This is a genomic window from Kineococcus endophyticus, assembly GCF_040796495.1.
Classification (GTDB): Bacteria; Actinomycetota; Actinomycetes; order Actinomycetales; family Kineococcaceae; genus Kineococcus; species Kineococcus endophyticus.
Genome location: NZ_JBFNQN010000011.1, coordinates 175,882 through 200,110, shown reverse-complemented (window position 1 = coordinate 200,110; position 24,229 = coordinate 175,882). Strand labels below are relative to the sequence as shown.

The window sequence follows — 24,229 nt, the reverse complement described above, 5'->3', positions numbered from 1 at the left end:
CCGATCCCCCGGACCCGCCGACCCACACCGGTCGCGCGGGCCCTCTCGGTACACGTCACGAGGAGACCGCATGCCCGCCACCGGAACCACCAGCAGCACCACCACCACCACCAGCCTGTCCCTGACCGGGGTGACGAAGGGCTACGGCCACGTCCCCGTCCTGCAGGACGTCTCCCTCGCCTTCGCCCCCGGACGGGTGAGCGGCGTCATCGGCGAGAACGGTTGCGGCAAGTCGACGCTGCTGCGGCTGCTCGCCGGCGTCGAGGCGCCCGAGGCGGGGCGCGTCGTGGCGACGGCAGCGGGCGGGACGGGCTACCTGCCCCAGGACGCGGGAGCCCCGTCGGAGACCACCGTGGGCGCCGTGCTCGAGGCGGCCTTCGCCGAGCTGACCGCCTTGCGCCGGCGGATGCGGGAGCTCGAGGACGCGATGGCGTCGGGGACGGACCTGGACCCCGTCCTGGCCGAGTACGGCGACCTGCAGACGCGCTTCGAGCTGCGGCACGGCTACGACGCGGACACCCGGCTCGAGCAGTCGCTCACGGGCCTGGGGCTGCCCCGGCTCGACCGGGAACGCCCGGTCGCGACCCTGTCCGGAGGCCAGCGCTCGCGCCTGCACCTCGCGGCGCTGCTGGCCGCAGGGCCGGAGGTGCTGCTCCTGGACGAACCGACCAACCACCTCGACGTCCAGGCCGCGCACTGGCTGGAGCGGCACCTCGTGACCCGACCCGGCACGACGGTGGTCGTCTCCCACGACCGGGAGTTCCTCGACGCGGTCGCCGGCGAACTCGTGGAGGTCGACCCGTACCGCGACCGCGGTGTCGCCCGCTACCCCGGCGGGTACGCGGACTACCTGCAGGCCAAGGCGAGCGAACGCGCGCGGTGGGAGCAGGCCCGCGCGGAGTGGGAGTCTGCGGTCGAGCGGCTGGCCACCACCGGCGACGCCACGGCCCGGGCGGTGAACCACGCCCGCGAGCGGCCGGACAACGACAAGATGCAGTACGACTTCAAGGGCGGGCGCGTGCAGGAGTCCCTCGCGGCGCGGGTGCGGGCCAACGCCGAGAAGCTGCGCCGACTGCGGGAGGCGGAGGTCCCGCGGCCACCGGACCCGTTGCGCTTCGTCCCCCCGGCCGGGGCCTCCGGCCGTCGCGGGTCCGTCCACGCCGAGGGTGTCTCCGTGGCGGGCCGGCTGACGCCCGTCGACGTCCACGTCGGACCCGGTGACCGGTTGCTCGTCACCGGCCCGAACGGCAGCGGCAAGTCGACCTTGTTCGACGTGCTGACGGGCGCGCTGGCCCCGGACACCGGCACCGTCCGACGGCGCGGGCGCACCGGCCTGCTCCGGCAGGACCCGGCCACCGACGGGCTCGACCGGACCGTCCTGGCCGCCTTCGCCGCCGGCCGCCCCGGCAGCGCCGACGAGCACGCCCACCGCCTGCTCGGGATGGGCCTGTTCGACCGCGAGCGCCTCGGCGTCCCCGTGCGGTCGCTGTCCACGGGCGGGCGGCGCCGGCTCGACCTGGCGCGCCTGCTCGCCGACCGCCACGACGTCCTGCTCCTGGACGAGCCGACGAACCACCTGGCGCCGCAGCTGGTGGAGGAGCTGGAGGCCGCCATCGACGCGTTCCCCGGCGCGGTCGTCGTCGTCAGCCACGACCGCTGGTTCCGCCGGTCCTTCCGCGGGGACGTGCTGGAGCTGACGGGGCTGGACCTGACGGAGGTGGAGTCGACGTGCTCCTCCTCGTGACCGGGGCCAGCGGCCAGGGCAAGTCCACGGTGCGGCGGGCGGTCGCGCCGCGGCTGGCCGACGAGGGTGTGGAGTGCGTGGAGTTCTCCGACCTCGTGGCGATCCCCGCGGCGCCGGACACGGCGTGGCGCCAGCGCAGCGCGGAGGAGGTCGTCCGGCACGCGTTGACCCTGGAGCGCTCCGGCCGGCACCTGCTCTTCGCCGGCGACCCGCTGGCCCCCGGCGAGGTCGTGGGCGCGCCGTCGGGGCCCGCGTTGGGCGCGTTCGACGTCCTGCTGCTTGACGCCGACGAGGCGACGCAGAGGACGCGGCTCACCGGCCGGGGTCCGGTCGACGGGGAGCTGGTGCACCACGTGGCGTTCGCGACGTGGTTCCGGGGGCACGTCCGCGACGCCGGTCACCGGTCCGAGGTGCTCACCGCCGAGGGCTGGGACGGGCTGGCCGCCGAGCGCCTCGTGGGGCAGCCCTGGCGAGCCGCCGTGCTGGACACGACGGACCTGGCCCCCGACGCCGTCGCGGACGCCGTGGAGGCCTGGGCCCTGCGGTGCCTCAGAAGAGGGCGCGGGTGAGCGCCTGCCGGGCCTTCACGACGCGCGGGTCGGTCGCGCCGACGACCGAGAAGAGGTCGACGAGGTGGGTGCGGGCCGCATCGCGGTCCTCCCCCACGGTGCGCTGCACGATGCCGAGCAGGCGGGCGAACGCGTCCTCGACGTGGCCCCCGACGAGGTCGAGGTCGGCCACGACGATCTGGGCCTGCACGTCGTCCGGGGCGTCGGCGGCGGCCGCCCGCGCCTGGGCGAGGTCCACGCCGGCGACGCGGCGCAGGACACCGACCCGGGCCAGGCCCTCGGTCGCCTCGGCGTCGCGCGGGTCCTGGGCCAGGGCCTTCGTCCAGGCGGCGGTCGCGGCGTCGAAGTCGCCGGCCTCGACGGCGGCGAGGGCCTCGGCGTGCAGCGGCGGGACCGGCGGCGCGGCGGGCTCGGCCTCGGCTGCCGTCGCGGCGCCCTCGACCCGGCCGGTGACACCGTTGGCCTCGGCCACCCGCAGGACCTCCTCCAGGACCGGGCGGATCTCCTCGGCCGTGGGGTAGGACCCGGTGAACAGCGGGATGGGCTGGCCCTTGACGATGGCGGCGACGAGCGGGATCGCCCTGGCCTGCAACGACTGCACGAGCGACTGGGCCAGACCCGGCTCGGCCTGGGCGTCGATGCGGCCGAGCAGGAAGGCGCCGGCGTACTCGTCGGCGAGGGCCTGCAGCGCCTCGGCGCCGGTGTCGTAGCCCTCGGCCCACAGGTCCAGGACCAGGGGGACCTGCACGGAGCTCTGCACGAGCTCGGCGAAGGTCTCCTCGGTGACGTCGACGACGAAGGGGGACCCCTGGGTGACCGCGTCGGGGTCGGCCGCCGCGCGACGGGCGACCTCCTCACGACGGGTGTTGCGGGCTGCGAGGGCACCGAGGTCCACCGCTCCGCGCAGGTTGAGCTTGGCGCTGGGGGGCGTCGGCTGGGTCGTCATGCGGCTCACCTTCTCACGAGGCGTTCAGCCGGTCGTCACCTGGACGGGACCGCTCTCGGCCGCCACGACCTGGGCCTGGACCTGCCCACCGCCGGCCCCCGGCGGCACCGAGAACACGACCACCTCCTGGCGCGTGACGGTCGCCCGCAGCGCCTCGTCCGTGCCGGCGAGCGCGGCCAGCGCGGGCTCCAGCTTCCCGGCGCGGCCGCCGGCGGGACCTGCCGACGTCGTGGACCACGAGTAGGCCGCGACGACGAGCGCGCCCCCATCCCGCGTGCGGACGGCGAGGACCCCGTCCGGCAGGACCGAGCGCTCCTGGGTGAACGTGCCGCCCGCCGCCTGCAGGGAGGCGACCTCGGCGGCCGTGGCCGACTCGACGCCCGACCGGTAGGCGTCGGGGGCGAACTCCCCCGCGTAGGCGCTCGTCGTGCCGTTGGTCAGGACGTCGCCGTATTGCGCGGCGAGGTCGGCCGGCGTGGCGGGCAGGTTGGTGTCCTCGTCGGGCGCGACGCCGGCGACACCGTCGGCGGGCGCCGCCAGGGTGGGCAACGAGGCGCCCGGCAGGAGGGTCGGCGTGGCCCAGACCGTGTACGGGCTGCGGGCGTCGGACGTGCGGAGCACCACGAGGGAGGGCGCCTGGTCCGCCCCCGGAGCGGTCACGGTCGCGAACCAGCGCGGGAAGTCCTCCGCCCGCGGCAGGATCGAGGTGATGGCCTCCAGGTCGTCGGCGCCGCCGGTGTCGGCCGGGGTCGCCCCCGCCGCGGCGATGGTGTGCGCCGCCGTGCGCAGGGACAGCTCCGGGCCGCTGACCCGTGCGGCGAGGGCCGCGGGGTCGGCCGTCGCCGGGTCGGCGCCGGCGTCGAGCACGGCGGTGGCGGCCGCCACGACGCGACCGGCCTGCGCGGGCTGGACGACGAGGGGTTCGCGGCCGGTGTCGGCCGGGGCCGACGACGTCGGCAGCTGGGCGCAGCCGGCGAGCACGGTGGCGGTGGCCAGCGAGGCGAGGGCCACCAGGGGGCGGGCGGGGCGGGTGCGGTGGGGGGTCACGCGCGCCTCCGGGCGTCGGGTCGGGTCCGGCGGGGGGCGAGGAGGACGCCGAGCGCCCCGAGCAGCGCCAGGACCCCGCCGGCCACGACGAGGGGGATCCCCGCGGGGTGGCTGGCCGCCCGGCCCTCGGCGTGCCAGCTGAGCCGGACGGTCCCCGGCGCGGCGGCGACACCGTCGGTCGCGGTGAGCAGGACGATCCCGCCACCGTCGCGGTAGTCCGCGTCGGAGCCGGTCGGCCAGGTGAGGGTGGCCGAGCCGCGGCCGGTGGTGCTCGCGAGCCAGACGTCGGCCGCACGCGGGTCCGCGGCGGCGCCCGAGCCGGTGGTGCTCGTGCGGGCCCGCGGGTCGGACAGGTCCCCCGTGACGCCGCTGACGACCGTGTGCCGGGCCTGCGCCAGCCAGGCCTCGGCGTCGTCCGCGCGGGCGACCGCGACGAAGACGTCGGCGCCGTCGGCGGCCTCGGCCGAGATGCGGGCGTCCGGCCCGGACAGGTCGACGAGGCCGGGGCTCGTCACGACGGCGACGCCCGGGTCCTCCGAGCGCTCGACGACGTCGATGGTCGCGGGCGGGGCCAGGACCGTCAGGAGGGCTGCGCCCGTGAGGCCTGACACCAGGCCGACGACGAGCAGGAGCCAGGCGACGAGTCGTCTCACCGTGCGCGGTTCCTTCCCGGGGCGGGGTGGTGGTGGGCAGGTCGGGGCGGGGCGTTCGACGGGTCACCCTAGGCCCACCGGGTGACGCCCCAGCCCGTTTACTCACTCTCCGTGACGCCAGGACACACCCGGGGTGGCGGATGTGGCGCACGCCACGTCCGATCAGGTGAACCCGTCACCGCGGAGCCTCGTGTCCAGGTCGTCGGACGGGTGCCCCGCGCCCGTCCGACGCCGTGCGGTACCCCTGCCGCACCGGCACCCCTGCCCGCCCGAAGAGCCGCCCGGCTCCCTCCCGACGCAGAGGACGACGAATGAGCACCCCGACCCCCACCCAGGACCGCACCGACGCACCGCGCCTCGCGCACACCCCGACCCCGCTCGCCTCCACCGGCCTGCTCGCGCTGCGCCTCGTCGCGGGCGTGCTGCTGCTCGTGCACGGCATCCCCAAGCTGCAGGACCCCGCGATGGCCACGGGGTACGCGGCCTCGCTCGGCGTGCCGGCTCCGACGTTCCTGGGCTGGCTCATGATCCTCGGCGAGCTCGGCCTGGGCACCCTGCTGGTCCTTGGCCTGGCGACCCGGATCGCCGGCACGCTCCTGCTCGTCCAGATGACCGCGACGTGGGTCCTGGCCCACGCCCCCCAAGGCTTCCTCGTGGACGGCCAGATCAACGGCGAGAACGCGCTGCTCTACGCGCTCCTGGGCCTGACCCTCGCCCTGACGGGGCCGGGCCGGTTCAGCGCCGACGGCCTCCTGCTGCGTCGCCGCAGCTGACGGGACGGCCGACCCCCGGTCCGGGGGTCGGCTCCCCCGGCCCGCCGCCCCAGGTCACTGACCGCGGCCCGCCTCGCCCTGCGCCCGCTCCACGGCCGCCTCCAGGCGTTCGAGCTTGCCCTCCATCTCGCCCGTGCGACCGGGACGGATGTCCGCCTTGAGCACGAGGGAGACCCGCGTCCCGTGCCGGCCGACGGCCTCGGTCGCCCGCTTGACGACGTCCATGCACTCCTCCCACGACCCCTCGATCGTGGTGAACATCGAGTCGGTGCGGTGCGGCAGACCGCTGCCCCGGACGACGAGCACGGCGTCGGCGACGGCGGCGCTCACGGAGTCGGCGTCCTCACCCACCGGGACGGGACCACCGGACGGGGCGACGGAGAAGGCGACGATCACCGGCGTGACGCTACGCGACCGGCGTGCCCGTGTCCCGCCCGGTTCGCACACCTCGCGCGGTTACGCTGCGCAGGTCCCTTCCGCCCTCGCCCTCGCCGGAGGTCCGCCGGTGTCCACCGACTCCCACGACGCGTTCAGCATCGTCGTCCGCGGTTACGAACGCAGCCAGGTCGACGCCCGCCTGAAGCACCTCGACGACGCCCTCTCCGAGGCCCGCGCGCGGGTCGCCCAGGTCGACCACGAGAAGCTGCAGGCCCAGGAGAAGCTCGCCGAGGCGCAGAAGGAATTGCGCGAGCACGAGAAGCCCTCGTACGCCGGGCTCGGCGCCCGCATGGAGAAGCTGCTCCGGCTCGCCGAGGACCAGTCCTCGGAGATCCTGCGCTCGGCCCGCCGCGACGCGGACCGGCTGCGCGAGGAGGCCCGCGCCGAGGCCTCCAGCACCCGCGCGCAGGCCGACGAGGACGCCCGCCGCCGCACCGGTGAGGCCAGCCGTGACGCCGAGGAGATCGTCTCCCGCGCCAAGCACCAGGCCGACGGCATGGTCGACGCCGCCCAGCGCACGGCCGCCGAGCTGACGGCCGCCGCCCACCGGCAGGCCGAGCAGCTCCTCGCCGCGGCGCAGCACGAGACGGCCGAGACCATCGCCGCCACCGAGCGCCAGGTCGCCGCGCTGCGCACCCAGACCGAACGCGAGGTCATCGAGCTGCGCTCGAGCACCGACGCCCGCGTGCGGGAGCAGGAGCTGGCGCTCGCCGCGGCCCGCGAGCAGGCGGCCGAGGAGGACCGGCAGCGCCTCGAGGTCGCCGCGGCCCGCACCGCGGCCCGCATCGCCGAGGCCGAGCAGCGTGCGGCCGAGGCCGAGGAGCGCGCGCGGGAGGCCGTCGAGGCGGCCGAGTCGATCCGGGCCGACGCCGTCGCCCAGGCCGCGGTGCGCGCCGAGACGGCCCGTCGCGAGTCCGACGAGCTGCTCGCCGACGCCCGGGCCCGCGCCCAGGCGATGGTCGAGACGGCCCGCGAGCAGGCCGAGCGGTCCCGCACGGGGGCGCAGGCCGAGGTCGACGAGCTGATGAACCAGCGCGACCAGATCACCGACCAGCTCGACGACCTGCGCGGTCTGCTGGGGCTCGCGCCCAAGCTGCCCGCTCGCGAGAACGCCCACGAGGTGGACGTCCGCGACGAGGAACCGGTGCAGCAGCCGGGCTGAACGAACGGTTCAGGGGGCTGCGGGGTGCTCCGTCGGCAGGGGTGAGCGCGCGGGGACGACCCGCGCGACCACCTCGTCCAGGACGCGGCGCACCGCGCTCTCCCCCACCCACAGGTGGCGGGCACCCGCGACGGGGACGACCTCGGCCTGGGGCAGCGGGGCGAACCGGCGCACGGCCTCGTCGGGGCGCAGGAAGTCGTCGAACTCCGGCACCAGCGCCGTCACGGGCCGCCCGAACTCCGACCAGGCCCGCAGGTCGTCCTCGGTGGACCAGCGCAGCGGCGGGGACAGCAGCAGCAACCCCTCCACGAGCGGGTCGCGGCCGTGGACGAGCGCGAGGTCGGTGCCGAAGGACCAGCCCAGCAGCCAGACGTGCGGCAGGTCGCGGAACTCCGCGAACTCCAGGGCCGCCGCGACGTCGTAGCGCTCGGCGCCGCCGGCGTCGAACGTCCCGCCGCTGCGCCCGCGCGGCGACTCCGTCCCCCGCGTGTTGAACCGCAGCACCGCCAGGTCGGCGAGCGCGGGCAGCCGGTTGGCGGCCTTGCGCAGGACGTGCGAGTCCATGAACCCGCCCGCGGTCGGCAACGGGTGCAGCGTGACGAGCGTCGCGACGGGGTCCCGGTCGGCCGGCAGCGCCAGCTCCCCCACGAGCGTGACCCCGTCGGCCGTGTGCAGCTCGACGTCCTCGCGCCGCGCCGGCAGGACGGTGTCGGAACGGATCTCACCCACGCGCCAGCTCCTCGCGCAGCACGGTGGCGAAGCCCTCGACGTCCTGCGTCGTCGTGTCGAAGCTCGCGACGAGGCGGACCTCGACGAGACCGGGTGCCCACCGCTCGTCCCAGACGTGGAACGGCACGCGCGCGGCGGCCCGTTCGGCGACGGCCGGCGGCAGCGCCGCGAAGACCGCGTTGGCCTGGACCGGCCGCGTCGTCTCCGCGCCGGCGGACCGGACGGCCTCGGCCAGTGCGGTGGCGGCGTCGTTGGCGGCGGTGGCCGTGCGCCGCCACAGGTCGCCGCCGAACAGGGCCAGCAGCTGGGCGCTGACGAACCGCGTCTTGGAGGACTGCTGCATCGTCGGCTTCACCAGGCGACGCAACGCCTCTGCAGGCCCCTCGCCGCGCACGACGACGGCCTCGGCCAGCGCGGCACCGTTCTTGGTGCCGCCCACGGAGACCGCGTCGACGCCGAGTGCGGTCGTCGTCTCCCCCAGCCCGCAGCCGAGGGAGACCGCGGCGTTGGACAACCGCGCGCCGTCGACGTGCACCCGCACGCCGAGGCCGTGGGCGACCCGGACGAGGTCGCGCAGCTGGTCCAGGCCGTAGGCCGTCCCGAGCTCGGAGCTCTGGGTCAGGGTCAACGCCCCCACGGGGGCGCGCATGGGGCTGTCCGCGTCCCGCACCGCGCGTTCGACGTCGGCGGGGTCCACGAGGCCGTCGACCGTGGGCAGGGCGATGACCTTGACCCCACCGACGTGCTCCAGCCCACCGGCCTCGTCGTGCAGGACGTGGGCCTGGTCCGAGGCGAGCACCGACTCCCAGCGCGACGTCAGCGCCTGCAGCGCCACGACGTTCGCGCCGGTGCCCGTCAGGACGGGGACGCTGGTGGTGTCCGGACCGAAGTGCCCGTGCAGCGCCTCGGTGAGCGCGCTCGTGTACGCGTCCGCGCCGTAGCTGGGGACGTGGCCGCCGTTCGCGGCGACGAGGGCCTGCAGGACCTCGGGGTGCATGCCGGCGGCGTTGTCGCTGGCGAACCCGCGGGCGGTCTGGTCGTGCAGGGGTGCCGAGGCGTGCAGGGACGGGGTGGCGGTGCTCACCCCGGCACGTTACCCGCGGCCCCTAGAAGCGCCGGCCACGGGCGCCGAAGCAGGCCCGGTGCCAGTGCCGCCGCTCGGTGGCGCCGTCGGCGGGGCTGAAGGTCCCCCGCGAGGGCCAGACGACGAGGTGCGGCGTGCCGGGCTGGATGTCCTGCCGGCAGCCGGGGCAGGTGTACGTCTTCTCCGACGAGGTCCCGCGCAGCTCGCGGACGACCCACTCCCCGTCCGGACCGGAGACGGTGCGGTCGACCCCACGACCTAGCGGCGCACGGGGCGGCGGGTCGGGGCGGCGGCGGTTCGAGCGGGGCACGGGCGTCATGCTCTCAAGCCGTGCCCCGGTCGGCCTGACCGGGCGCTGCCGCGGTGGTGTCCCCTCCACACCACCGTGGCCACGCTCGGTTCGACCGGTAGTCGTGCCGGGGCCCGGTTTCGTTACACGCGCCTGCCCGGGGCGTCCGCGGGCGTCTCGTAAGCTCGCCCCTCGTGCGTCTCGTCATCGCCCGCTGCTCCGTCGACTACGCGGGCCGGCTCACCGCCCACCTCCCGCTGGCCACCCGGCTCCTGCTCGTCAAGGCCGACGGCAGCGTGCTCGTGCACTCCGACGGCGGCAGCTACAAGCCGCTGAACTGGATGAGCCCGCCGGCGCGCCTGACGGTGGCCGTGCCGGAGGAGGAGGCGCGGGAGGCCGGCGTCGTGGAGACGTGGACGGTCCAGCACACCAAGACCGACGACCGCCTCGTCGTGTCGATCCACGAGGTGCTGCACGACTCCGAGCACGAGCTGGGCGTCGACCCGGGACTCGTGAAGGACGGCGTCGAGGCGCACCTGCAGAAGCTGTTGGCCGAGCACATCGGCACGCTGGGCGAGGGGTACACCCTGGTCCGCCGCGAGTACATGACGGCCATCGGCCCGGTCGACATCCTCGCCCGCGACGCCGGCGGCCGTGCGGTCGCCGTGGAGATCAAGCGACGCGCCGAGATCGACGGGGTCGAGCAGCTCACGCGCTACCTCGAGCTGCTCAACCGCGACCCGCTGCTGGCCCCCGTGACCGGCGTCCTCGCCGCCCAGGAGATCAAGCCGCAGGCCAGGACCCTGGCCGTCGACCGCGGGATCCGGTGCGTGACGCTGGACTACGACGCCTTGCGCGGGATCGACGACGTGGATTCGCGGCTGTTCTGAGCGCCCCCGGTGCGTCCCGGACCGAGCAGGAGGGCCTCGGCGCGCGCCCGCCGCACGGCCGTCCGGTCGACGGCCTGGGCCGGGGCGTCCTCGACCTGCAGCACGAGGTGCAGCCGCGTGACGCGCAGCAGGCGCAGCGCGGGCAGCGGCACCTCGCGCAGGACGAGGCGGCGGCCGGTCCGCTGAGCGCGGCGGTGCGCCCCCACGAACACCCCGAGCCCCGTGGCGTCGGCGACGACGATGCCGTCCACCTGGACCACGAGGTCGCCCGTCCCGGCGTCGACGGCCGCGTGCAGCGCAGCGCGCACGTCGGGCACGGTGTGGACGTCGAGCCGTCCGCCGACGTGCAGGACCTGGCCGTGGACGACGTCGTCCACGGTCGCCGCACTGCCGGGAGCCGAGCGCGCGGCCCGGCGAGCTGCGACGTCGTCCGCGGCGCTGGGCACCGTCGCGTCGTTGCGGACGGTGCCTGGCACCGTCGCGAGTCCGATCGCCATCTGTTCCTCCCCCGAGGACGCCGGTCGTGATCGTGTGATCGTCACCGGTCAGACGCAGCGGACCGCCGGTCGGTTGCACCCCGTTCTCGTCACGTGACGACTGGGGACCATGAGACCGACGGTGACACTGTGAGCACACTCTGCCACCGACCGACACCGCTGAGCGGGCGAAGCACCGAGCCGTTGCCCAACGGTGACCTGCGGCGTCACCGGGGGGAGGATGGGGCCGTGCAGATCAGCTGGAGCAGCTACTCCTACGCCTTCGGCCCCGTCGTGGCCCTCGTGGCGGTCACCGTCCTGGTGCTGCTGCTGCGCTGGACGTTCTCGCACGGGAAGTCGGTCGTCGAACGCCGCCCGAAGCAGGGGTCGAGCGAGGAGTACGGCCTGCTCGAGGTGGTCAGCGCTCCCCCGACGTTCGTCGAGGCCGAGGTGCAGCGGCGCACGCTCGTCGACGCGGGGATCCGGGCCACCCTGGCGCCCACGACCGAGGGGCCGCGGGTGATGGTCTTCCCCGCCGAGGCCGGTCTGGCCCGGCAGATCCTGGAGCAGCGGGGTTAGGCGACGTTGACGCCCTGGCCGGGCGGGGCGGACTCCAGCCAGCTCGCGAAACCGGTGTAGGCGTCCCGGCCCATCGCGAACTCGATCTCCTCCCCCGCACCCTCGGCCTCGAGGCGGCACTCCACGATCATCGCGCCCGGCTGCACGGCCACGAGTTCGGGTCCCTCGGCCTCGCGGAACAGGGTGACGGCCAGCGCCCGCCGTGCGTAGCTGCACGACGGGCGCGGGGAGAGCGAGAAGGTGCGGTACCAGTCCAGGCGGTCGCGCTCGTACTGCGCGACGCCCAGGGCCCAGCGCCGGCGGCCACCACGGGCCTGCCGGATGGAACAGTCGAACGTGCCGAGACGCGCCATGAGGCGGCGGCGGCGCAGCACGACGAGCACGAGCACCACGACGAGGGCGACGGCGCACGCGCCTGCGATCTCCAGGGAGAGCAGGACCTCGTGCACCGTCGCCCAGCCGTTCTCAGCGCGTGCCGGAGCCCGCGGTGACCTCGACCTGCTCGGCGACGATCGTCACCTTGTCGTGGTCCACGGAGAAGAACCCACCGCTGACGGTCGCGGTCACCCCGTCCGCACCGGAACCGGAGATCGCCACGTCGCCGGGGGCGAGGATGGCGAGCAGCGGCTCGTGCCCGGACATGATGCCGATCTCACCCTCCGCCGTGCGCGCGCGCACGAGCGAGGCCTCGCCGGACCACACCGAGCGGTCCGCCGCGACGAGTTCGACCTGCAGAGCCATCAGGCGGTTTCCTTCTGGATGCGCGCCCAGTTGCGCTCGACGTCCTCGAGGCCACCGACGTTGAAGAAGGCCTGCTCGGCGATGTGGTCGAGCTCGCCGTCGGCGATCTTCGAGAAGCCCTCGATCGTCTCCTTGAGCGGGACGGTCGAGCCGGAGACACCCGTGAACTTCTCCGCCATGTAGGTGTTCTGGGAGAGGAACTGCTGGATGCGGCGAGCGCGGCTCACCGTCAGCTTGTCCTCCTCCGACAGCTCGTCGACACCGAGGATGGCGATGATGTCCTGCAGTTCCTTGTTGCGCTGCAGGATCTGCTTGACGCGGACCGCCGTGGAGTAGTGGTCCTTGGAGATGTACAGCGGGTCGAGGATGCGCGACGTAGAGGTCAGCGGGTCCACGGCCGGGTACAGACCGCGCGAGGCGATCTCGCGGGACAGCTCCGTCGTCGCGTCGAGGTGCGCGAACGTCGTGGCCGGCGCCGGGTCGGTGTAGTCGTCCGCGGGGACGTAGATCGCCTGCAGCGAGGTGATCGAGTGACCACGGGTCGAGGTGATGCGCTCCTGGAGCACACCCATCTCGTCGGCCAGCGTGGGCTGGTACCCGACGGCCGAGGGCATGCGGCCGAGCAGCGTGGAGACCTCGGAACCGGCCTGGGTGAACCGGAAGATGTTGTCGATGAAGAGCAGCACGTCCTGCTTCTGCACGTCGCGGAAGTACTCCGCCATCGTCAGGGCGGACAGGGCCACGCGCAGACGCGTCCCCGGCGGCTCGTCCATCTGGCCGAAGACCAGCGCGGTCTTGTCGAAGACACCGGCCTCGGCCATCTCGGCGATGAGGTCGTTGCCCTCACGGGTGCGCTCGCCGACACCGGCGAACACCGACACACCACCGTGGTCCTGGGCGACGCGCTGGATCATCTCCTGGATGAGGACGGTCTTGCCGACGCCCGCACCACCGAAGAGGCCGATCTTCCCACCCTGGACGTACGGGGTGAGCAGGTCGATGACCTTGATACCGGTCTCGAACATCTGGGTCTTGGACTCGAGCTGGTCGAAGCTCGGGGCCTTGCGGTGGATCGGCCAGCGCTCGGTCACCTCGAGGCGCTCGCCCTCCTCGAGGTTCAGGGCCTCGCCGATGGCGTTGAAGACCTTGCCGAGGGTCACGTTGCCGACGGGCACCGAGATCGGCGCACCGGTGTCGACGACGGGCGCACCGCGGACCATGCCGTCGGTCGGCTTGAGGGAGATGGCGCGGACCATGTTGTCGCCGAGGTGGGAGGCCACCTCGAGCGTCACCGTCGACGTCTGGCCGCCCATGCTCACCTCGGTGGTGAGGGCGTTGTTCTGGTCCGGCATGGCGTCGGCCGAGAACTCGATGTCGACGACGGGCCCGATGACTCGGGCGATGCGTCCGGTCGCACCCTTGCTGGTGCTGGTGGGCGCTTCGTTGACGGTGGCGGTCATGTCGCTCCTCGGGCTTCCTTCGTCGAGTGAGTTCGTGCAGAAGTGTGGGGTGGGCCCGGCAGCCGTCAGGCGCGCGAACCGGAGGAGGCGAGGGCGTCGGCGCCGCCGACGATCTCGCTGATCTCCTGGGTGATGTCGGCCTGACGGGCGTTGTTCGCCAGTCGGGTCAGCTTCTTGATGAGCTCGTCCGCGTTGTCGGTCGCGCTCTTCATGGCCCGCTGACGCGCCGCGAGCTCGGAGGCCGCCGCCTGCAGGAGGCAGTTGAAGATGCGGCTGTTGACGTACTGCGGCAGCAGCGCGTCGAGCACCGCGTCAGCGCTCGGCTCGAACTCGTACAGCGGCTGCAGGTCGCTGCCCGAGGGCGCCTCGACACCCTCGACGACCTCCAGCGGCAGCAGCCGGATGACCCGGGGCTCCTGCGTCACCATGCTGACGAAGTGGGTGTAGACGACGTGGATCTCGTCGATCCCGCCCTGCGCGAAGTCCTGCGCGAAGTCGGTCAGCAGCCGGTCGCCGATCTTCTTCGCGTCGTCGTAGGCCGGGGAGTCGGTGAACCCGACCCACGAGTCCACGACCGGCCGGCGGCGGAAGCCGTAGAACGCCACCGCCTTGCGGCCGACCAGGTACGGGGCGACCTCCTTGCCCTCCTCGCGCAGGGTCGCGACGAGCCGCTCCCCCTCGCGCAGGACGCTGGAGGAGTACGCCCCCGCCAGACCGCGGTCGGACGACAGCAGCAGGACCGCCGCGCGCTTGACCTCGGCCTTCTCGGTGATCAGCGGGTGGTCGAGCGAGGAGTTCGACGCCGCCGCCGACACGGCGCGGGTCAGCGCCCGCGCGTACGGGGTCGACGCGCGCACGTTCGCCTGCGCCTTGATGATCCGCGACGCGGCGATGAGCTCCATCGCGCGGGTGATCTTCTTGGTCGCCTGGACCGAGCGGATCTGCCGCCGGTAGGCCCTCAGCTGGCCTGCCATGTCCTGCTCCTCTTCCTTGCTCCGCTCGGTCCTGCGACTGCCACGCGACTCAGCGCTTGGTGGTGGTGATGCGCTCCTGCGAGATGTCGTCCGCGTCGGTCCGGCCGTGGTCCTCGTCGGCCGGGACGGCCGAGTCGGTCGAGCCCGCCGAGAACTGCGGCTTGAAGGCGTCGACGGCCTTCTTCAGCTCGTCCTTGGCGCCGTCGGAGAACTGCTTGGTCTCGCGGATGCCCTGCATGAGCTCGCCGTGGTTGCGCTTGACGTACTCGAGGAACTCGCGCTCGAAGCGGGAGATGTCCGAGACCTCGACGGAGTCCAGCTGACCGGTGGTGCCGGCCCAGATCGAGACGACCTGCTCCTCGAGGGAGAACGGCGTGTACTGCGGCTGCTTGAGCAGCTCGACGAGGCGCGCACCGCGGGCGAGCTGGTTGCGGGAGGCCTGGTCCAGGTCGGAGGCGAACATCGCGAACGCCTCCATGGCGCGGAACTGCGCCAGGTCCAGCTTCAGCGTCCCGGAGATGCCCTTGATGGCCTTCGTCTGGGCCGCACCACCGACGCGGGACACCGAGATGCCGACGTCGATCGCCGGACGCTGGTTCGCGTTGAACAGGTCCGACTGCAGGAAGATCTGGCCGTCGGTGATGGAGATGACGTTGGTCGGGATGTACGCCGAGACGTCGTTGCCCTTGGTCTCGATGAACGGCAGACCCGTCATCGACCCGGCGCCGAGCTCGTCGGACAGCTTCGCGCAACGCTCCAGCAGACGGGAGTGCAGGTAGAAGACGTCACCGGGGTAGGCCTCGCGGCCCGGCGGGCGGCGCAGCAGCAGCGACACGGCGCGGTAGGCCTCGGCCTGCTTGGACAGGTCGTCGAACACGATGAGGACGTGCTTGCCCGCGTACATCCAGTGCTGGCCGATGGCCGAACCGGTGTAGGGCGCGAGGTACTTGAACCCGGCCGGGTCGGACGCGGGGGCCGCGACGATGGTCGTGTACTCCATCGCGCCGGCCTCCTCCAGCGAGCGCTTCACCGAAGCGATCGTGGAGCCCTTCTGACCGATGGCGACGTAGATGCAGCGGACCTGCTGCTTCGGGTCGCCCGAGGCCCAGTTGTCCTTCTGGTTGATGATCGTGTCGATCGCGATCGCCGTCTTGCCGGTCTGGCGGTCACCGATGATCAGCTGACGCTGGCCGCGGCCGACGGGGATCATGGCGTCGATCGCCTTGATGCCGGTCTGCAGCGGCTCGCGGACCTCCTGGCGCTGCACGACCGAGGGGGCCTGCAGCTCGAGCGCACGACGGGTCTCGGCCTCGATCGGGCCCATGCCGTCGATCGGCGCACCGAGGGGGTCGACGACGCGGCCGAGGAAGTTGTCACCGACGGGGACGGAGAGGACCTCGCCCGTGCGGTGGACCTCCTGGCCCTCCTCGATGCCGGCGTAGTCGCCCAGGACGACGACACCGATGTCGCGGACGTCGAGGTTCTGCGCGAGGCCGAGGGTGCCGTCCTCGAAGCGCAGCAGCTCGTTCGCCATGACCGAGGGAAGGCCCTCGACGTGGGCGATGCCGTCGCCCGCGTCGGTCACGCGGCCGACTTCCTCACGCGCGGCGGTGCCGGGGTCGTACGACGCCACGAAGGCGTCGAGAGCGTCCCGGATCTCCTCCGGGCGGATGGTCAGCTCGGCCATGGGAAGCCCTGCTCTCCTTCTCGGGTCCTGCAGTTCTCGAAGTCCATCATCCCCCGCGTCCCGCGGGGTGGGGTGTTCAGGGCGGGCTCAGCCGGCCAGGCGGCGACGGGCCTCGTCGATGCGGGTCGAGATCGACCCGTCGATGACGTCGTCGCCGATGCTCACGCGCAGACCGCCCACGAGGTGGGGGTCGACGTCGACCGTGACGCTGATGGCCCGGCCGTACTGGCGCGACAGCGAGGCCGCGAGGCGCTCGCGCTGGGTCTCGCTCAGGGGGGTGGCGCTCACGACGTGGGCGACGAGCTGCTCGCGGCGCGCGGCCACGACCTCGACCCACTCCTCGAGCAGCCGCTCGGCGCGCATGCCGCGCGGCGAGACCGCCACCCGGCGGGCCAGCTGGACCGTCTCGGGCGCCGCCTTGTCGAGCAGCAGCCGGGAGACCAGCGAGGCGCGGTTCGCGTCCGGAGCCGTGCGGTCGGCCAGGGCGTCGCGCAGCTGCGCGTTGCCGGCGATGGTGCGGGAGAACCGGAAGAGCTCGTCCTCCAGCGCGTCCAGGTGCCCCGACCGCTCCGCCTGCGTCACGACCGCGACGACTGCGAGCCGCTCGGTGGCGTCCGACAGGTCACGACCGGCCGTCCAGCGCGAGGACGCCAGCGCGGCGACCGTCTCGACGGCGGCCGTGCCGATCTTGCCGGTGAACGTGCGACGGACGAACTCGGCCTTGGCCGAGCTCTCCCGCGACGGGTCGGTCAGCGCCCGGCGCAGCCCCACCGAGGAGTCGAGCAGGCTGGTGACGGCGAAGAGGTCCTCCCCCGTCCGGCCTGCGTCGGCCCCCTCGGTGGCGAGCTGCGCGTCGAGCACCCGCTGCGCGGCGGCGAGGCTCGCCTTCGCGACGCCGGAGTCGAGCTCGCTCATCGGGAGGTCGCCCCCGACTCGCTGCGCTCGAGGTCGGCGAGGAAGCGGTCCACGACGCCGCTCTGGCGAGCGGAGTCCTGCAGCGACTCACCGACGATGCGGGACGCCAGGTCGGTCGCGAGGCGACCCACCTCGGCACGCAGCTGCGCAGTCGCCTGCGCGCGCTCCGCTTCGATCGTGGCGCGAGCCGCGGTCGTGATGCGCTCGGACTCGGCCTGCGCCTGCTCCCGCATCTCGGCGAGGATCTGCGCACCCTGCTGGCGCGCCTCCTCACGGATGCGGTTGGCCTCGCCGCGGGCGTCCGCGAGCTGGGCCTTGTACTCCTCGAGGGCGGCCTGGGCCTCGGCCTGGGCCTTCTCCGCCTTCTCGACGTTGCCCTCGATGGCCGCGCGCCGCTCCTCGTACATCGCTTCGAGGCGCGGGACGACCTTCTTGGCGACCACCGCGTAGATGATGATCGCGAAGATGATGCCGACGATCAGCTCACCGAGGTGCGGCAGGATCGGGTACAGCGGGTCGCCCGGGACCGCTTCGGTTTCCTCACCGGCGGCGGCGAAGCCTGCTACGAGCACGTTTCCTCCTTCGGGCTAGGGCTGCTGTGACGAGCCGTCAGGCTGGTCAGCTGCCCTGGAAGACGAAGGCGAGGGCGATGCCGAAGATGGCCAGCGCTTCCGCGAGGACGAAGCCGAGGATGGCGATGCTCTGGAGCATGCCGCGGGCCTCGGGCTGACGGGCGGCGCCGTTGATGTACGCCGCGAAGATGAGGCCGATGCCGATGCCCGGGCCGATGGCGGAGAGGCCGTAGCCGACGATGGCGAGGGAGCCAGTCATGGTCCTGCGTCTTCCTTTCGTTGCCGGTGCGCACGTCCGCGCCCCGGAGTCCTGGGTGGGGCGGGTCAGTGCTCGTCAGCGAGGGCGCTGGCGATGAACGTGGCGGCGAGCATCGTGTAGACGTACGCCTGGAGGAACTCGACGAAGAGTTCGAAGAGGGTCAGGGCGAAGGCCATGACGATGGTCGGGATGCCGACGATCTTCAGGCCCAGACCACCGTCGAGCAGCATGTACTCGGCGCCGCTGATGAACAGCACGAGGATCAGGTGGCCGGCGAACATGTTGCCGAAGAGCCGCAGCGTGATCGTGATGGGCTGGATGACCACGATCGAGAGGACCTCGAGCAGGAAGACCAGCGGCACGATCGGCTTGGGCAGGCCGTGCGGCACGACGCCCGCGAAGTAGGCCGCGAAGCCCTTCTTGCGGATCCCGACCGTGTGGTAGGTCAGGTACAGGATGATGGTCAGCGCGAGCGGGAAACCGATGCGCGCCATCGTCGGGTACTGGATCGGCGGGATGACGCCGAAGAGGTTGTTGACGAGGATGACCGAGAAGAACGTGAAGAGCAGCGGGACGAACTTCAGGAACTCCTTGGACCCGATGATGTCCCGGCCGATGGAGTTGCGGACGAAGCCGTAACCCGCCTCGACGACCATCTGCTTCTTGCCCGGCACGACGCTCAGACGCTTGGTCCCGGCGAGCAGCAGCCAGATGATGAGCACGGCGGACAGCGCGAAGACGATGGCCGGCCGCGTGATGGCGAACGGCCCGCTCCCGATGAGCGGCTGCCAGAAGATCTTCTGGTCGGGCGCGGTGTACCCGTGTTCCGCGGCAGCCAGCATGGCCAGGCTCACGTCAACTCCTCCGTGCGAACTTCATCGTGGGAACGGGGCCGGTCTGCCGGCCGCGTGGCCCCCTGAACAGTGGTCGGGCGTCCCGCGGTCAGTGCGTACCGTACCGGAGCCACACGTAGTACAAAGTCAACGCCTTGCCGAGGACCAACCCGATCCCCACGATGAAGTGGGTGCCGAGCAGGTGGTCCACTCCCCAGCCGGCGAGGCCGCCGAGGATGGCCCCGGAGATGAGGTAGGACGTGATGCTCCACGCCACCTTCTCGGTGAGGCCGTTGCCGATGTCGGTGCTCGGGTCGTCCGAGGGCTTGGCGAGGCTCACTTCGACTGCTCACCGCCCATGAAGACCGGGATGCGCATCGTCATGAACCCGCGCAGTTCCGCGGCGAGCCAGACGACGGCCGTGAGGATGACGGTGAACCCCAGCGCCGGGCCGGAGATCCCGTCGACGCGGATGAGCAGCAGCATCGCGACGCCCAGCAGGACGATCTTGACGCTGTAGACGACCATCGCGGTCAGCATGATCATGTGCGGGTTCTTCTCGGTGACCTTGCGCATCACCACCAACCGCGCCCCGAAGAACGCGATGACGATGGCGGCGCCGATCAGCGACGAGAGCCCCGCGGACGGACCCTTCCAGACCCACGCGACCGCGACGCAGACGACGGCGGCGATGCCGGTCACGAGGGACGCCCGGCGCAGCAGGAAGCCGAAGGCCTGCGCGGCCTGGACCCCTGCGTCGGTGCTCGTGCTCACGGATTCCACTTTCGTCGTCGGCGGGTCGTCCGGCTGGACAGGCTCATCGGCGGCAGCCCCAGGTCCGTCGCGAACCGGGGAGACTTCGTGAAAGCTATCACGAGCTCCGGCACCTCCTACACCGCGTCGTCGTCGACCTGAGGTCATGTGCGCGACGTCTCACTCGGGGCCGGGGCGGGACGGTCCGGCGCCTCCGGGGCCGGCACCCCGAGGTCCTCGACCGTCGGCCGCTTCCGCCGCCAGTACAGGGGCAGGAACGTCAGAGCCAGCACCAGGCAGCCGGCCGCGAAGGCCACCGCGAGCGCCTGCGGCAGCGGCAGGAAGGCCGAGGTGGCGGCGCCGAAGCTGAGGAACGCCGCCCACGAGTACATGACGAGCACGGCGACGCGGTGGGAGTGGCCGATCTGCAGCAGGCGGTGGTGCAGGTGCTTCTTGTCGGGGTGCCAGAACGCCTTGCCCGCGCGGGTGCGGCGCACGACGGCCAGGACCATGTCCATGAACGGCACGAGCAGGACCGCGATGGGCAGCAGCAGCGGGAAGAAGGCGGGCGCGATCTGCTCGTTCTCCACCGTCTCGGGGTCCACCGTGCTCGTCGCCGCGATGGTCGAGCTCGCCATGAGCAGGCCGAGCAGCATCGAGCCGGAGTCGCCCATGAAGATGCGTGCGGGGTGGAAGTTGTGCGGCAGGAAACCCAGGCACACGCCGACCGTGATGGCGGCGATGAGCGTGGCCAGGGAGGAGAAGTCGTCCGGCACGCTCCCCCGCTGCAGCGTGTAGGAGTAGCCGAAGAAGGCGATGGCGCCGATGCCGACGATCCCCGCCGCGAGGCCGTCGAGACCGTCGACGAAGTTCACCGCGTTCACCGACACGAGCACGACGAGGATCGTGATGATCATCATCGTCCGGCCGGACAGCAGCGTGACACCGCCGATGGGCAGCTGGAGCAGGCTGACCCCCTGCCAGCCCATGATCCCGGCGGCGAGCACCTGGCCGGCCAGCTTGGTGACGGCGTCGAGCTGGACGATGTCGTCGGCGACCCCGACGGCAACGACCACCGCGGCGCCGACCAGCACCCACAGCGGGCCCGGGTCGGTGTCGAACACGCGGGACAGGAAGGGGATGCGGCTGGCGACGACGAGCGCCGCCACCATCCCGAAGAGCATGGCGAGCCCTCCGAGCCGCGGGATCGGGACGGTGTGCACGTCCCGGTCCCGCAGCGGCGTCACCGCACCCACGCGCTGGGCGATGCGCCGCACGAGCGGCGTCGTCAGGTACGTCACGGCCGCGGCCACGACGATGACGAGCAGGTAGGCCCTCATCCGCTGGTGAGCGGCGCCGTCCCGGGCTCCTGCTCCGGTGCGTCGCCGTCCGGCTGGTCGCCAGGCCGGTCGAGGGGCTGCTCGGGCTCGGCCCAGCCGTCGGGGACGGCGGCGCGCAGCTCGGCCTCGCTGATCGCCCCGAGCCGCAGGATGCGCAGGGGCCCGTCGGAGGCGTCGACGATGGTCGAGGGTGCGCCCTTGGGGCTGGCGCCGCCGTCGAGGTAGACGCGCACCGACTCACCGAGCTGCGCGACGGCCTCCTCGACGAGGGTCGCCGCCGGTCGGCCCGACTTGTTGGCGCTCGAGACCGCCATGGGACCGGTGCGCTGCAGCAGTTCCAGTGCGACGGGGTGCAGCGGCATCCGCAGGGCGACCGTGCCGTTCGTCTCCCCCAAGTCCCACGTCAGCGACGGCTGGGCCCGGCACACGATGGTGAGGGCGCCAGGCCAGAACGCGTCGACGAGCTCGCGCACGGCGAAGGGGATGGAGCTGGCGAGGCCGTCGATCGTACGCGTCTCGGGCACGAGGACCGGAGGCGGCATGTCGCGGCCGCGACCCTTGGCCTCGAGCAGGCGCTTGACCGCGGCGGCGTTGAACGCGTCGGCACCGATGCCGTAGACGGTGTCGGTCGGCAGCACGACGACCTCACCGCGCTTCACGGCGTTGTGCGCGGCGGACAGCCCGCGGTCGCGGATGACGGGGTCGGCGCAGTCGAACGGGGGTCTCACGGGGCAAGAGTCTCCCACCGCGGCCGCTGCGCGGAACGGCAGGCGTGCGTCGGCGCGTCAGCGGCGCCGGGCCGTGGTCGCGCGGGGACGACCCGTGAGGTCCCGGTGGCTCTCCACGTCCGTCCACGAGGCAGCGCCGAACATCTCCCGGGCCGACCGCTCCTGGACCTCGGCGTGCTCGACGACGACGTACCCGCCGGGCCTCAGCAACCGCGCGGCCGCGGCCACGACCCGGCGCGGCACCTGCAGTCCGTCGTCCCCCAGGCCGTAGAGCGCGACCTCGGGGTCGTGCTGGGCGACCTCGGGGTCGACGGGCACCGCGCCCGGCGGGACGTACGGCGGGTTGCTGACGACGACGTCGACCGTTCCGTCGAGGTCGTCGAAGGCCGTGGCCGCGTCGCCCAGGCGCAGCTCGACCGTGGGGGCGAGGTCCTCGACGTTGCGCCGGGCCCAGGCGTGCGCCATCGGGTCGAGCTCGACGGCGTGCACGCGGGCCGACGGCACCTCCGTCGCCACCGCCAGGGCGATGGCCCCGGACCCGGTGCAGAGGTCGACGACGCGGGGACCGTCGAGACGCGAGGCCTCCGCGATCGCCAGACCGGCCACCGTCTCGGTCTCGGGCCGCGGGACGAACACGCCCGGACCGACGCGCAGCTCCAGCGCCCGGAACCCGGCGCGACCGGTCAGGTGCTGCAGCGGCACCCGGTCGGCGCGCTGGTCGAGCAGGTCGGCGAACGCACCGGGGTCCACCGGGTCCCCCAGCGCCACGAGAACCCCGAGCCGGGAGCGGGTGACGCCGAGCGCGTGCGCGAGCAGCGTCTCGGCGTCCGCGGCGGGGGTGGGAACGCCGGCCTCGGCGAGCCGCCGCTCGGCCTCGACGAGCAGCTGACGCGCGGTGACCACCCGCGCAGGCTAGGCCAGGCCGAGCAGGCGGAAGGCCACGGTCTGGGTGTCCGCCTCGTCGGTGCTGCCGCTCGGGGAGGTGACCGCCACCCACTGCCCCGTCGAGGGGACGGCCCAGACGGACGTGCGGACGCCCGTCGTGGCGCCGTTGACGCCGACGACCTGCCGTCCACCGAGGTCGGCGGACAGCCACCCCCACCCGATGCCCGCACCCGGGGTCTGCACGACGGGCTGCAGCGCGCGGGCGCCCGGCACCTCGCCGCGCGCGACGGCCGCCGCCAGTCGCCCCAGGTCGTCAGCGGTGGAGTAGACGCCGACCCCGGCCGGGGTGCTGCCGGTCGAGCGCCAGGGCGCGCTGGGCCGACCGTCCGGGCCGAGCTCACGGGCGCGGTCGGCGGGGAGCTGCGCGGGGGCGGCCTCCGTGGCAGCCATCCCCAGCGGCTGCAGGACGCGGTCGTGCACGAGCTGGGGGTAGGGCTCCCCCAGCCGCTGGGCGAGGGCGTTGCCCAGCAGCGCGTAGCCGAGGTTGGAGTAGGCGTACTGCCCCTTCGGCCCACGCAACGGCGTCCAGGCGGCGTCGCGCAGCAGGTTCTCGGGGGTGTCCCACCGGTACGGATTTCCGTAGGTGATGGCCGTGAGCGGCGCGGCGAGCGCTGCGCGTGTGCTGAGCCGCGGCAGCCCCGACGTGTGCGTGGCCAGCTCCTCGAGCGTCGTGGCGGCGAGGGGTCCGGACAGCCACGGGTACACGTCACCGAGCGTCGTGGTGGGAGCGACCTCCCCGCGCTCCACGGCGTCGGCGAACAGGAGGCCCGTGAGCCCCTTCGTCACCGAACCGATCTCCTGCGGCGTGGCGGACGTCAGGGCCCGTCCGGGGGCGACGGTCCCGATGGCGGCGGACGCGCTCGTGGTGGCGTCGCCGGCGGCGACCGCGAACCCCTGGCCCGCCACGTCCGCCGTGGCGGCCCGGAGGCGCTCGGCGAGGGCCGGGTCGCCGGTCGCGTCCACCGACGGTGTCGGTGGGGTCGCTCGGGTCGGCGCGGCCGCGGCGGTGAGACCGAGGACAGCGGCGCAGAGGGCGGCCAGCAGGCCGCTCGTGCGCAGGACGGGTCGGAAGGGGTTGACGGACAACGCGATCACCTCAGTCCAGCGGTGGCGAGCAGGGTCAGGAGCGGGACCACGCGCTCAGCCGGGACGTCGTACAGGCCCCGACCGGACGTGGTCAGCCAGCCTTCGGCGACGAGCTGGCGCAGGTGGTGGTAGAGCTGACCGGAGGTGCCGAGGCCCTCCCCCAGCTCCGGGACGGTGCGCCGGCCGTGGAGCACCTTGTGCAGCAGCTGCAGACGGACCGGGTGGGCCAGGGCGGACAGCGCGGCGACGGCCTGCGTCGGGTCGGCCTCGAGCATCGAGGACACCTCGACGGTCTCCTGCCACTCGTACTGCGCGCCCGTGGGCAGCGTGACGCTGCCGGTGAAGAGGACGTGCGAGCGCCCCTCCGCCTGCCGCTTCAGCTCCCGCAGCGCCCAGAAGGTGTCGTCGTCCCGGGGGTCCGCCCCGTCGGCGACGCGGGCCTCGAGCGCCGCGAGGCGCTTCTCGAGGAGGGCCCACCGTTCGTCGTCCACGCGTCGATCCTACGCACAACCGTAGCGACTACGCATCCCCGTGGCGCGAGGCTCGTGGAAAACACT

At 73.4% G+C, this 24,229-nt stretch carries 30 protein-coding genes; 6 read left to right on the top strand and 24 right to left on the bottom strand.

Going from position 1 to position 24,229, the window contains the following annotated elements; translation table 11 throughout:
• The first annotated feature begins 70 nt into the window (after positions 1-70).
• Both AB1207_RS16800 and AB1207_RS16795 read left to right on the top strand, forming a co-directional pair.
• Positions 71-1,744 (top strand): ABC-F family ATP-binding cassette domain-containing protein, encoded by a 1,674-nt coding sequence (locus AB1207_RS16800; protein WP_367639532.1) that lies wholly within the window; start codon positions 71-73, stop codon positions 1,742-1,744.
• Positions 1,729-2,313: a hypothetical protein gene (locus AB1207_RS16795; protein WP_367639531.1), complete on the top strand. Its 585-nt coding sequence runs from the start codon at positions 1,729-1,731 to the stop codon at positions 2,311-2,313. Before AB1207_RS16800 ends, AB1207_RS16795 begins: the two co-directional genes overlap by 16 nt.
• Here the strand turns inward: AB1207_RS16795 and AB1207_RS16790 are convergent.
• The 3 genes from AB1207_RS16790 to AB1207_RS16780 are packed head-to-tail and all read right to left on the bottom strand — an operon-like array spanning position 2,294 to position 4,959.
• On the bottom strand, positions 2,294-3,259 hold the full coding sequence (locus AB1207_RS16790; RefSeq protein WP_367639530.1) for a co-chaperone YbbN: 966 nt from the start codon (positions 3,257-3,259) through the stop codon (positions 2,294-2,296). The two genes, AB1207_RS16795 and AB1207_RS16790, sit on opposite strands and share 20 nt — an antisense overlap.
• Positions 3,260-3,283: 24 nt before the next feature.
• Positions 3,284-4,306 (bottom strand): DUF8094 domain-containing protein, encoded by a 1,023-nt coding sequence (locus AB1207_RS16785; protein WP_367639529.1) that lies wholly within the window; start codon positions 4,304-4,306, stop codon positions 3,284-3,286.
• The gene (locus AB1207_RS16780; RefSeq protein ID WP_367639528.1) at positions 4,303-4,959 is read right to left on the bottom strand and encodes a hypothetical protein; all 657 of its coding nucleotides are present in this window, start codon (positions 4,957-4,959) and stop codon (positions 4,303-4,305) included. Before AB1207_RS16780 ends, AB1207_RS16785 begins: the two co-directional genes overlap by 4 nt.
• A gap of 311 nt (positions 4,960-5,270) precedes the next feature.
• Here AB1207_RS16780 and AB1207_RS16775 point away from each other — a divergent pair, with 311 nt between their 5' ends.
• Positions 5,271-5,732, top strand: a complete 462-nt coding sequence (locus AB1207_RS16775) for a DoxX family protein (RefSeq protein WP_367639527.1) — start codon at positions 5,271-5,273, stop codon at positions 5,730-5,732.
• A 54-nt stretch (positions 5,733-5,786) separates the two neighbouring features.
• Here AB1207_RS16775 and AB1207_RS16770 read toward each other — a convergent pair whose 3' ends face one another.
• A complete protein-coding gene (locus AB1207_RS16770; RefSeq protein ID WP_367639526.1) occupies positions 5,787-6,128 on the bottom strand; it encodes a thiamine-binding protein in 342 nt (113 codons plus the stop codon).
• Positions 6,129-6,237: 109 nt separating this feature from the next.
• Here AB1207_RS16770 and AB1207_RS16765 point away from each other — a divergent pair, with 109 nt between their 5' ends.
• A complete protein-coding gene (locus tag AB1207_RS16765; protein ID WP_367639525.1) occupies positions 6,238-7,332 on the top strand; it encodes a coiled-coil domain-containing protein in 1,095 nt (364 codons plus the stop codon).
• A 9-nt stretch (positions 7,333-7,341) separates the two neighbouring features.
• On the opposite strand, the gene AB1207_RS16760 is transcribed toward AB1207_RS16765, so the two are convergent.
• From AB1207_RS16760 to AB1207_RS16750, 3 genes are read right to left on the bottom strand one after another with little or no spacing between them, the layout of a single operon-like run.
• Positions 7,342-8,061, bottom strand: a complete 720-nt coding sequence (locus AB1207_RS16760) for an alpha/beta hydrolase (protein WP_367639524.1) — start codon at positions 8,059-8,061, stop codon at positions 7,342-7,344.
• Positions 8,054-9,145 carry a threonine aldolase family protein gene (locus tag AB1207_RS16755; RefSeq protein ID WP_367639523.1) on the bottom strand — a complete coding sequence of 364 codons (1,092 nt, stop codon included), beginning with the start codon at positions 9,143-9,145 and terminating at the stop codon, positions 8,054-8,056. The genes AB1207_RS16760 and AB1207_RS16755 overlap by 8 nt, the downstream gene beginning before the upstream one ends.
• 22 nt (positions 9,146-9,167) lie before the next feature.
• Complete coding sequence (locus AB1207_RS16750) at positions 9,168-9,464, bottom strand: Rv1322 family protein (RefSeq protein WP_367639522.1); 297 nt, start codon at positions 9,462-9,464, stop codon at positions 9,168-9,170.
• 164 nt (positions 9,465-9,628) lie between these two features.
• Between AB1207_RS16750 and nucS the strand changes: the two genes are divergently transcribed.
• Positions 9,629-10,324, top strand: coding sequence for an endonuclease NucS (gene nucS, locus AB1207_RS16745; protein WP_367639521.1), 696 nt, complete (start codon positions 9,629-9,631; stop codon positions 10,322-10,324).
• Here nucS and AB1207_RS16740 read toward each other — a convergent pair.
• On the bottom strand, positions 10,276-10,821 hold the full coding sequence (locus AB1207_RS16740) for an STAS domain-containing protein (protein ID WP_367639520.1): 546 nt from the start codon (positions 10,819-10,821) through the stop codon (positions 10,276-10,278). The genes nucS and AB1207_RS16740 overlap by 49 nt on opposite strands.
• 228 nt (positions 10,822-11,049) lie before the next feature.
• Between AB1207_RS16740 and AB1207_RS16735 the strand changes: the two genes are divergently transcribed.
• Positions 11,050-11,379 carry a hypothetical protein gene (locus tag AB1207_RS16735; RefSeq protein ID WP_367639519.1) on the top strand — a complete coding sequence of 110 codons (330 nt, stop codon included), beginning with the start codon at positions 11,050-11,052 and terminating at the stop codon, positions 11,377-11,379.
• Here AB1207_RS16735 and AB1207_RS16730 read toward each other — a convergent pair.
• From AB1207_RS16730 to AB1207_RS16655, 16 genes are all read right to left on the bottom strand, one after another.
• A complete protein-coding gene (locus AB1207_RS16730; RefSeq protein WP_367639518.1) occupies positions 11,376-11,828 on the bottom strand; it encodes a DUF2550 domain-containing protein in 453 nt (150 codons plus the stop codon). The two genes, AB1207_RS16735 and AB1207_RS16730, sit on opposite strands and share 4 nt — an antisense overlap.
• A 16-nt stretch (positions 11,829-11,844) precedes the next feature.
• The gene (locus AB1207_RS16725; protein WP_380170086.1) at positions 11,845-12,120 is read right to left on the bottom strand and encodes a F0F1 ATP synthase subunit epsilon; all 276 of its coding nucleotides are present in this window, start codon (positions 12,118-12,120) and stop codon (positions 11,845-11,847) included.
• Positions 12,120-13,580, bottom strand: coding sequence for a F0F1 ATP synthase subunit beta (gene atpD / locus AB1207_RS16720; protein ID WP_367639517.1), 1,461 nt, complete (start codon positions 13,578-13,580; stop codon positions 12,120-12,122). The genes AB1207_RS16725 and atpD overlap by 1 nt, the downstream gene beginning before the upstream one ends.
• 65 nt (positions 13,581-13,645) lie before the next feature.
• A complete protein-coding gene (locus tag AB1207_RS16715; RefSeq protein ID WP_367639516.1) occupies positions 13,646-14,554 on the bottom strand; it encodes a F0F1 ATP synthase subunit gamma in 909 nt (302 codons plus the stop codon).
• A gap of 49 nt (positions 14,555-14,603) precedes the next feature.
• On the bottom strand, positions 14,604-16,241 hold the full coding sequence (gene atpA / locus AB1207_RS16710; RefSeq protein ID WP_367639515.1) for a F0F1 ATP synthase subunit alpha: 1,638 nt from the start codon (positions 16,239-16,241) through the stop codon (positions 14,604-14,606).
• Between the two features lie 87 nt (positions 16,242-16,328).
• Positions 16,329-17,156: a F0F1 ATP synthase subunit delta gene (locus tag AB1207_RS16705; RefSeq protein WP_367639514.1), complete on the bottom strand. Its 828-nt coding sequence runs from the start codon at positions 17,154-17,156 to the stop codon at positions 16,329-16,331.
• Entirely contained in the window at positions 17,153-17,728 is a 576-nt protein-coding gene (locus AB1207_RS16700; RefSeq protein WP_367639513.1) for a F0F1 ATP synthase subunit B, read from the bottom strand. The genes AB1207_RS16705 and AB1207_RS16700 overlap by 4 nt, the downstream gene beginning before the upstream one ends.
• Before the next feature lie 46 nt (positions 17,729-17,774).
• The gene (gene atpE / locus AB1207_RS16695) at positions 17,775-17,987 is read right to left on the bottom strand and encodes an ATP synthase F0 subunit C (RefSeq protein ID WP_367639512.1); all 213 of its coding nucleotides are present in this window, start codon (positions 17,985-17,987) and stop codon (positions 17,775-17,777) included.
• Between the two features lie 65 nt (positions 17,988-18,052).
• The gene (gene atpB / locus AB1207_RS16690) at positions 18,053-18,841 is read right to left on the bottom strand and encodes a F0F1 ATP synthase subunit A (protein WP_367639511.1); all 789 of its coding nucleotides are present in this window, start codon (positions 18,839-18,841) and stop codon (positions 18,053-18,055) included.
• 88 nt (positions 18,842-18,929) lie between these two features.
• On the bottom strand, positions 18,930-19,160 hold the full coding sequence (locus AB1207_RS16685; protein ID WP_367639510.1) for a hypothetical protein: 231 nt from the start codon (positions 19,158-19,160) through the stop codon (positions 18,930-18,932).
• Positions 19,157-19,594, bottom strand: a complete 438-nt coding sequence (locus AB1207_RS16680; RefSeq protein ID WP_367639509.1) for a Cg1360 family ATP-synthase-associated protein — start codon at positions 19,592-19,594, stop codon at positions 19,157-19,159. The genes AB1207_RS16685 and AB1207_RS16680 overlap by 4 nt, the downstream gene beginning before the upstream one ends.
• A 143-nt stretch (positions 19,595-19,737) precedes the next feature.
• Positions 19,738-20,913, bottom strand: coding sequence for an MraY family glycosyltransferase (locus tag AB1207_RS16675; protein WP_367639508.1), 1,176 nt, complete (start codon positions 20,911-20,913; stop codon positions 19,738-19,740).
• The gene (locus AB1207_RS16670; protein WP_367639507.1) at positions 20,910-21,641 is read right to left on the bottom strand and encodes an L-threonylcarbamoyladenylate synthase; all 732 of its coding nucleotides are present in this window, start codon (positions 21,639-21,641) and stop codon (positions 20,910-20,912) included. The genes AB1207_RS16675 and AB1207_RS16670 overlap by 4 nt, the downstream gene beginning before the upstream one ends.
• A gap of 57 nt (positions 21,642-21,698) precedes the next feature.
• On the bottom strand, positions 21,699-22,544 hold the full coding sequence (gene prmC / locus AB1207_RS16665; protein WP_367639506.1) for a peptide chain release factor N(5)-glutamine methyltransferase: 846 nt from the start codon (positions 22,542-22,544) through the stop codon (positions 21,699-21,701).
• A 9-nt stretch (positions 22,545-22,553) separates the two neighbouring features.
• Positions 22,554-23,672, bottom strand: coding sequence for a serine hydrolase domain-containing protein (locus tag AB1207_RS16660; RefSeq protein WP_367639505.1), 1,119 nt, complete (start codon positions 23,670-23,672; stop codon positions 22,554-22,556).
• Between the two features lie 5 nt (positions 23,673-23,677).
• A complete protein-coding gene (locus tag AB1207_RS16655; RefSeq protein ID WP_367639504.1) occupies positions 23,678-24,163 on the bottom strand; it encodes an ArsR/SmtB family transcription factor in 486 nt (161 codons plus the stop codon).
• Between the last annotated feature and the right edge of the window lie 66 nt (positions 24,164-24,229).

Bases quoted from the DNA above. Each gene is read 5' to 3' on its own strand.
- AB1207_RS16800 (WP_367639532.1), top strand. From the start codon at position 71: ATGCCCGCCACCGGAACCACCAGCAGCACCACCACCACCACCAGCCTG.
- AB1207_RS16790 (WP_367639530.1), bottom strand. From the start codon at position 3,259: ATGACGACCCAGCCGACGCCCCCCAGCGCCAAGCTCAACCTGCGCGGA.
- AB1207_RS16775 (WP_367639527.1), top strand. From the start codon at position 5,271: ATGAGCACCCCGACCCCCACCCAGGACCGCACCGACGCACCGCGCCTC.
- AB1207_RS16750 (WP_367639522.1), bottom strand. From the start codon at position 9,464: ATGACGCCCGTGCCCCGCTCGAACCGCCGCCGCCCCGACCCGCCGCCC.
- AB1207_RS16740 (WP_367639520.1), bottom strand. From the start codon at position 10,821: ATGGCGATCGGACTCGCGACGGTGCCAGGCACCGTCCGCAACGACGCG.
- AB1207_RS16725 (WP_380170086.1), bottom strand. From the start codon at position 12,120: ATGGCTCTGCAGGTCGAACTCGTCGCGGCGGACCGCTCGGTGTGGTCC.
- atpD (WP_367639517.1), bottom strand. From the start codon at position 13,580: ATGACCGCCACCGTCAACGAAGCGCCCACCAGCACCAGCAAGGGTGCG.
- AB1207_RS16715 (WP_367639516.1), bottom strand. From the start codon at position 14,554: ATGGCAGGCCAGCTGAGGGCCTACCGGCGGCAGATCCGCTCGGTCCAG.
- atpA (WP_367639515.1), bottom strand. From the start codon at position 16,241: ATGGCCGAGCTGACCATCCGCCCGGAGGAGATCCGGGACGCTCTCGAC.
- AB1207_RS16705 (WP_367639514.1), bottom strand. From the start codon at position 17,156: ATGAGCGAGCTCGACTCCGGCGTCGCGAAGGCGAGCCTCGCCGCCGCG.
- atpE (WP_367639512.1), bottom strand. From the start codon at position 17,987: ATGACTGGCTCCCTCGCCATCGTCGGCTACGGCCTCTCCGCCATCGGC.
- AB1207_RS16675 (WP_367639508.1), bottom strand. From the start codon at position 20,913: ATGAGGGCCTACCTGCTCGTCATCGTCGTGGCCGCGGCCGTGACGTAC.